Source organism: Pseudanabaena sp. 'Roaring Creek' (assembly GCF_001402795.1).
In the GTDB taxonomy this organism is placed as follows: domain Bacteria; phylum Cyanobacteriota; class Cyanobacteriia; order Pseudanabaenales; family Pseudanabaenaceae; genus Pseudanabaena.
Genome location: NZ_LIRE01000462.1, coordinates 1 through 6,010, shown reverse-complemented (window position 1 = coordinate 6,010; position 6,010 = coordinate 1). Strand labels below are relative to the sequence as shown.

At 47.4% G+C, this 6,010-nt stretch carries 6 protein-coding genes; 2 read left to right on the top strand and 4 right to left on the bottom strand.

The features are described 5' to 3' along the window. Nucleotides 1-48: 48 nt before the first annotated feature. Complete coding sequence (locus tag AC805_RS14785) at nt 49-2,076, top strand: hypothetical protein (RefSeq protein ID WP_055076130.1); 2,028 nt, start codon at nt 49-51, stop codon at nt 2,074-2,076. Here the strand turns inward: AC805_RS14785 and AC805_RS14780 are convergent. Beyond that, a complete protein-coding gene (locus tag AC805_RS14780; protein ID WP_009626560.1) occupies nt 2,073-3,032 on the bottom strand; it encodes an asparaginase in 960 nt (319 codons plus the stop codon). The genes AC805_RS14785 and AC805_RS14780 overlap by 4 nt on opposite strands. Before the next feature lie 101 nt (nt 3,033-3,133). Here AC805_RS14780 and AC805_RS14775 point away from each other — a divergent pair, with 101 nt between their 5' ends. Further along, on the top strand, nt 3,134-4,024 hold the full coding sequence (locus tag AC805_RS14775) for an alpha/beta fold hydrolase (protein ID WP_055076129.1): 891 nt from the start codon (nt 3,134-3,136) through the stop codon (nt 4,022-4,024). A gap of 244 nt (nt 4,025-4,268) precedes the next feature. Here AC805_RS14775 and sixA read toward each other — a convergent pair whose 3' ends face one another. The 3 genes from sixA to purS are packed head-to-tail and all read right to left on the bottom strand — an operon-like array spanning nt 4,269 to nt 5,741. Then, nucleotides 4,269-4,778, bottom strand: a complete 510-nt coding sequence (gene sixA, locus AC805_RS14770) for a phosphohistidine phosphatase SixA (protein ID WP_055076128.1) — start codon at nt 4,776-4,778, stop codon at nt 4,269-4,271. Then, complete coding sequence (purQ, locus tag AC805_RS14765; RefSeq protein WP_055076127.1) at nt 4,771-5,478, bottom strand: phosphoribosylformylglycinamidine synthase subunit PurQ; 708 nt, start codon at nt 5,476-5,478, stop codon at nt 4,771-4,773. Before purQ ends, sixA begins: the two co-directional genes overlap by 8 nt. A gap of 2 nt (nt 5,479-5,480) precedes the next feature. Beyond that, nucleotides 5,481-5,741 carry a phosphoribosylformylglycinamidine synthase subunit PurS gene (purS, locus tag AC805_RS14760; protein WP_055076126.1) on the bottom strand — a complete coding sequence of 87 codons (261 nt, stop codon included), beginning with the start codon at nt 5,739-5,741 and terminating at the stop codon, nt 5,481-5,483. Nucleotides 5,742-6,010: the final 269 nt, after the last annotated feature.

The window sequence follows — 6,010 nt, the reverse complement described above, 5'->3', positions numbered from 1 at the left end:
TAGCTACTTACTTCCTTTAAAAAGCACAATTCTATTTTAAATGGTATTATGGCGAATTTGTGGATTGAAGGTGGTAGTCGCAGCGGGAAAACTGAGCTTTTGCGCCAGCAGTTTTGCCACTGGGTCGATCGAGATTTTGCCAGCCAGTCCAACCCTCAAGCAGCTTCCCAAAAGGTTTTAGTTTTTACCGTTGATGCCCAACGCAGGCGCAAGCTTAACGAAGAATTGATGCTGGCAACCCACGGACAATACCCCGTTACCGTGGTCACACCTCTGAGCTTTTTTCGCGATGAAGTTCGCTTATTTTGGACATTGCTCGTCAAGCAATTGGGGATAAAAGCCCAGTTTCCGCTCCTGTTAAGGGTTGAGAACGAGCAAGAATTAGCCAATATACTCTGGAAAGATCGCCTTGAAACAGGAACTCTCCAGATGGAGGGCATTGGGCGCGATCGCCTCGTGCGAAGACTGTTAGATCTCTTTCTCCTAGCTGCCTATGGCGGGCGCGATATCCGCGAAATCCCCAAGGTTTTAAATGCTGGGATCGAGACAATTCTCCCAGAAAATCATGAAGAGCTAGGGGAAAATATTGCCGAGCAATGGCAAGAGATCGGGGAGGCTTTACAGGAATGGCGGGGATATTGTTGGCAACGCGGTTTGCTGACCTATGGCATTATTACCGATCTATTCGGTCATTATTTATTGTCGAATTCGCAATATCAGCGCAAACTCCAACAGAGATTTCAATATGTCATTGTCGATCGCGCTGATGAGATGCCAGCGATCGCTTGCGATTTATGTAGATTGATCCTCGTTCAAGGCGCACAGGGCATCTTTACCTTTAATCCCGATGGTTTAGTCAGATTAGGATTGGGAGCCGATCCTCAATATTGGCAAGAACTCAAAGCTGAATGTGAAAACATCCATTTACCGCATTCTCAAACCACTTTGGGGGCTGACATCGCCGCCTCGGCGATCCAGCTAGTGAGCGAACCAATTTTGCAGTTTATGGAACCCTACACCACCCTACGTTCCATTGAATCGGTTTCTCGCGCCAAACTATTCCGTAACGTTGCCGAAACCATTGCCTCAGCGATCGCTTCTGGCGAAGTTAAGCCAAACGAGATCGCCATCATTGCCCCCGGTTTAGACAATATTGCCAACTATGCCTTAGTGGAAATCCTGCGTAAAAAAGAGATTAATGTCCATCCCCTAGACGATCAGCGCCCGCTATCTCATTCGGCACAGGTGCGATCGCTTTTAACCTTGCTTACGCTGGTCTATCCCAACCTTGGCAACCTTAGCAGCCGCGATCGCATTGCCGAAATGCTGGTGGTACTTACCGAAGCGATCGACCCCGTTCGAGCAGGAATGCTTGCCGACTATTGCTATGCGCCCCATCCCGAACGTCCGCAGCTCCTAGCCGCCGAAACCTATAACCAGTGGAACCGTCTCGGCTATGAAGCCACTCAAACCTATGAAAAATTGCGCCAATGGATCGAGCAGCAATCACCTAAAGATACGCCACTTTTATTTATCGATCGCGCTATTCAGGCTTTCTTTAAACCTCGCAAACTGAATTACGAACATACCGCCACCCTACAGGAATTGATCGAAACTGCTCAATACTATTGGCAATTAGGCTATCGGCTCGATCTCGAAGATGCGGTCATTCTCGAAAAGTTTATTCAACTCATTCGTCAGGGTACGGTGACGGCAAATCCCTATGCTCCCGATCTGCCCCAAAATAGCATCGTGCTAGCGACGATTTTTCAATATCGGATGGCTCGGCTTTCCCATCGTTGGCAATTTTGGCTGGATGCTAGTTCCGACCTGTGGTTGCAGGGAGGAGCCGCCTCTCTCTATGGTGCGCCTCTTTTTCTTAAGAATTGGACTGGAGAGATATGGACGATCGAACATCAGCGCGAGGCAGATCGGCAGCGGTTACAGCGGTTGATTAAGGATTTACTCGATCGCACTAGCGATCGCCTCTACCTCTGTCATAGCGAACTAAGTACCAACGGTCAGATCCAAAACGGAGTATTAAGTCCCTTAATCGAAATCAGCCAAGCGGTTTAGGCTAGGGATAGTTCACCTACGGCTTCAAGGCGGCTATATTTACCGATAGAGAGAAAAGATTCTTCTAAACTCTGGGCGACGGTCGGACTAATCCAGCCCAACTGTTTGAGCAGGTGGATAGAAACCGCATTTTTGGCCCGTTTCGATCCATCCATCACCTTAATCGCCAGCCCCAATCCTTCGCCAATGCGACCGATGCATTGCACGCCTTCCGCTCCCGATTTACTAACAATTTCGCCCCCAGTCAGCCGCATTAATTCCGTATCAAATTGACCATCCCCAGAAACCATATCAGGATGTCGGGTCATCGCGCGGGCAATGCGTTCTAAATGTAATTGATCGTGAGCTGATAGCTGGGCATACAGCCTTGCCAATTGACCGATTTCTAGGAGGTAGGTTGGCACACCACAGTCATCATGGGCGCAAATAAATTCCGCAGCAGGCATATGCAGCAAATCTGCCATAGTATTCAAGGCAAGTTTCTGCACGGGATGATGTCGATCCATATAGGATGAAATTTGCCAACCCTGTTGCTTGCAGATCGCGATCATGCCTGCGTGCTTACCAGAACAGTTGTGTTGCAGTGGGCTTTTTTGACATTCTGGTACTGGGCATTGCAAAGCGCTCGGCTCGACATCGCAGCGCCACAGAATGCTAAAAACCTGTCGGGCTTGGGCGATCGTCCCTTGGTGCGAACCACAAATTATGGCAAGGTCGGTTTCCGATAGGTTGAACTGCTCCTGTGCGCCACTAATCGAGACAGGCAGAGCTTGAATGGGCTTCAGACAAGAACGAGCAAAGGTTGTCGTCTGGGGATCGCCTGCTGCCGAGAGCACGCGACCTCTCGTATCAACGACAGCAGCTTGACAAGAGTGGCTTGATTCGACAATGCCCTCACGTAGCAATTGGACGGTAATTTTGTTAGCGGAGAAACGATTGCGCTTGCCAAGATTCATAATTTACTGCTTGAGGATCGCCATCATAATCCTACGGTAAGGTTAGGATATATATGAAGATATGTAACAATTGTAGATATTAATACATAAATAATTTCTAAATGATTTCTACAAGCACTGAACTGATCGCAGGTGAATATTGGCAGTGGCGCGACCAAAGGGTTTACTTTGTGAAGGCGGGGGCTAACCTTCAGCGTCCGCCCTTGCTCTTGGTGCATGGCTTTGGGGCTTCCACCGATCACTGGCGCAAAAATATTGCCGATCTCAGTCAAGAATTTGAGGTATATGCGATCGATCTGCTCGGTTTTGGGCGATCGCAGAAACCAGCTTGGGAATATAGCGGCGATCTCTGGCGCGATCAACTTGATGACTTTATTTCCACCCAGATCCAACGTCCCACGGTGATCGCGGGTAATTCCCTCGGTGGCTATGCTGCTCTGTGTGTTGCAGCCGATCGCCCGCAATCCGTGGCAGGAGTTATCTTACTTAATAGTGCTGGTCCTTTTACCGATACCAATCCCCTCGGCTCACAAAAAGTAAATCCACTCCAAAAGGCAATCTCTAAAACCTTGCAGGGGGTTTTGCGGCAATCTTGGGCAAATCAATTGCTATTTGCCTTTGTCCGTCAAAAATCTCGCATTCGCAGCACCTTAAATAAAGTATATCTAGATCGCTCCGCCGTTACCGATCAACTGGTCGAAGAGATTTATCGTCCATCCTGCGATGAAGGAGCCGCACAGGTTTTTGCTTCAGTATTTAGCAGCCCTCAAGGTAAAAAGGTGGATGAATTATTAAAGGCGATCGCAGTTCCCCTATTAACGATCTGGGGCGAAGGCGATCCTTGGATGAATTCTCGGTCTAGGGGAGCCAAGTTTCGCGAGTGTTACCCAGCCTTGACCGAACATTACATTCATGCGGGACATTGCCCCCATGACGAGAGTCCTGCGATCGTCAACCAATTAATCCGCGATTGGTATGCGACTACTTTATAAAGTAAAAACGCAAGTGCCTAAGTGGTTGAGCTTCGTGCAACCACTTAGACCAAATCACAAAATGGCGTAGCCATTTTGTGATTTTAAAACTCTTACTGGGTTTGGTTTTCAATTCCCAAAATTGTAAGCACACTTTTGGGAATTGGTATTAGGCATTTGTAGATGAAAAACGTCTCGCCAAGTTATTAAGAAACCCAATAGAGAGTTGCGGCGCTACGCGCCGCAACTCTCTAGATAACTGTAGCTATATTAATAACTTAGGAGGAATCGACAAAAACAACACGCCATTCCCCAGCCAAGGTTGAGTTTCTGGTAAAGATAAACCAATCAGTCCAGCCTTTTTGAGAACCAATACCCCTCTAGACTCCCCCCAGATAAGCATCTCAGCCCAAGTTGTCAGGTCTGGTTCATGTCCGATCATGCCTAGCGAAGCTTTGGATGGTTGTGGATGTTGGGCAAGCCATGCCGAGATTCCCTGTAACCATCTGTCGATATTCCCTTCGGGCGCAAGTTCTGTCTCTTGAGCCAAGGAACAGTTACCGAAAACATCCATAAAGATATCTGCGGTTTGTTGGGCGCGAACCAATGGGCTAGTTTGCAAAAGGTCAAAACGCAAACCCAAATCGTAGAGCCGCTTGGCGACCTGTTTAGTTTTTTTGCGCCCCTCATCGGTAAGAGGACGCTTGGTATCATCCTCAAGATAGTTTTCCCGCTCCTCCGCAATGCCATGACGAATGAGATAAAGACTAGGCATTGACTAAAGAACCTCCTAATCCTTCCAGCAGACCTGCAAAAAGGGCTTTGCCATCGGTTCCACCAAGAATTCCTTCTACAGCTCGTTCGGGGTGGGGCATCATTCCGAGGACGTTACCTTGTTTATTGCAAATACCTGCAATGTTTGCCAAGGAGCCATTCGGATTACTCTCATCGGTAACGTTGCCGATCGCATCACAATAACGGAGAACGATTTGATTCTGGTCTTCTAGCTCCTTAAGGGTATCCGTATTAGCAAAGTAGCAACCTTCACCGTGGGCGATCGGCAAAGCAATGATTTGCTGTTGTTGGTATTTTTCGGTAAATATTAAGTCATTGCGCTCAACCCTTAGCGGTACGCGATCGCAAATAAAATGTAAGTCGCGATTGCGAACTAACGCTCCTGGCAGCAGCCCCGACTCGGTCAAAATTTGAAATCCGTTACAAATGCCGATGATGTATTTACCCTTTGCCGCATGTTCCTGTAACGAACGCATTACTGGTGCAAATCTTGCGATCGCACCGCAGCGGAGGTAATCACCATAACTAAATCCCCCAGGCACGACGATCGTATCGCAATCGCTAATATCGGTTTCGGTATGCCAGATCAGCCTTGTGGGTTGCCGCAAAATACCACTAGTAACCGTAGCAACATCGCGATCGCAATTAGATCCAGGAAATACCAGAATGCCAAATTTCATCTCTATGACTCCTGAGCGATCGGGGTTAACTCAAAACGATAATTCTCAATTACAGGATTTGCCAGTAATTTATCGCAGGTTTCATCTAACTTTTGCGAAGCCTCCGCTTCATCGGCAGCATCAAGGATAATTTCGACATACTTGCCAATGCGAACAGAATCAACGTGATAATCCATTTGCTTAAGTGCCGACTGTACGGCAGTCCCTGCGGGATCGAGAACCGATGGACGTAAGGTAACAAATATACGGGCTTGATACTTCATGCGGGGTGTCAAATATTTAGATGCGATATTTAGATGTAATCGATAGATACAGTATTCTTCAATATTTATACCAAGTTAAGAAATGGCATGGCCATTTCTTAACTTGGTATAAACCCAATAAGAGAATGGTGGCACAAAGCGCCGCCATTCTCTTATTGGGTTTTATAGATAATTCAAATAAAAACTACAGCTTCGACTTCGCTCAGCTAGCTTACACCGAGGGCTGAGCGAAGTCGAAGCCCGTCTACAAGTTATTTAAAACAACTATA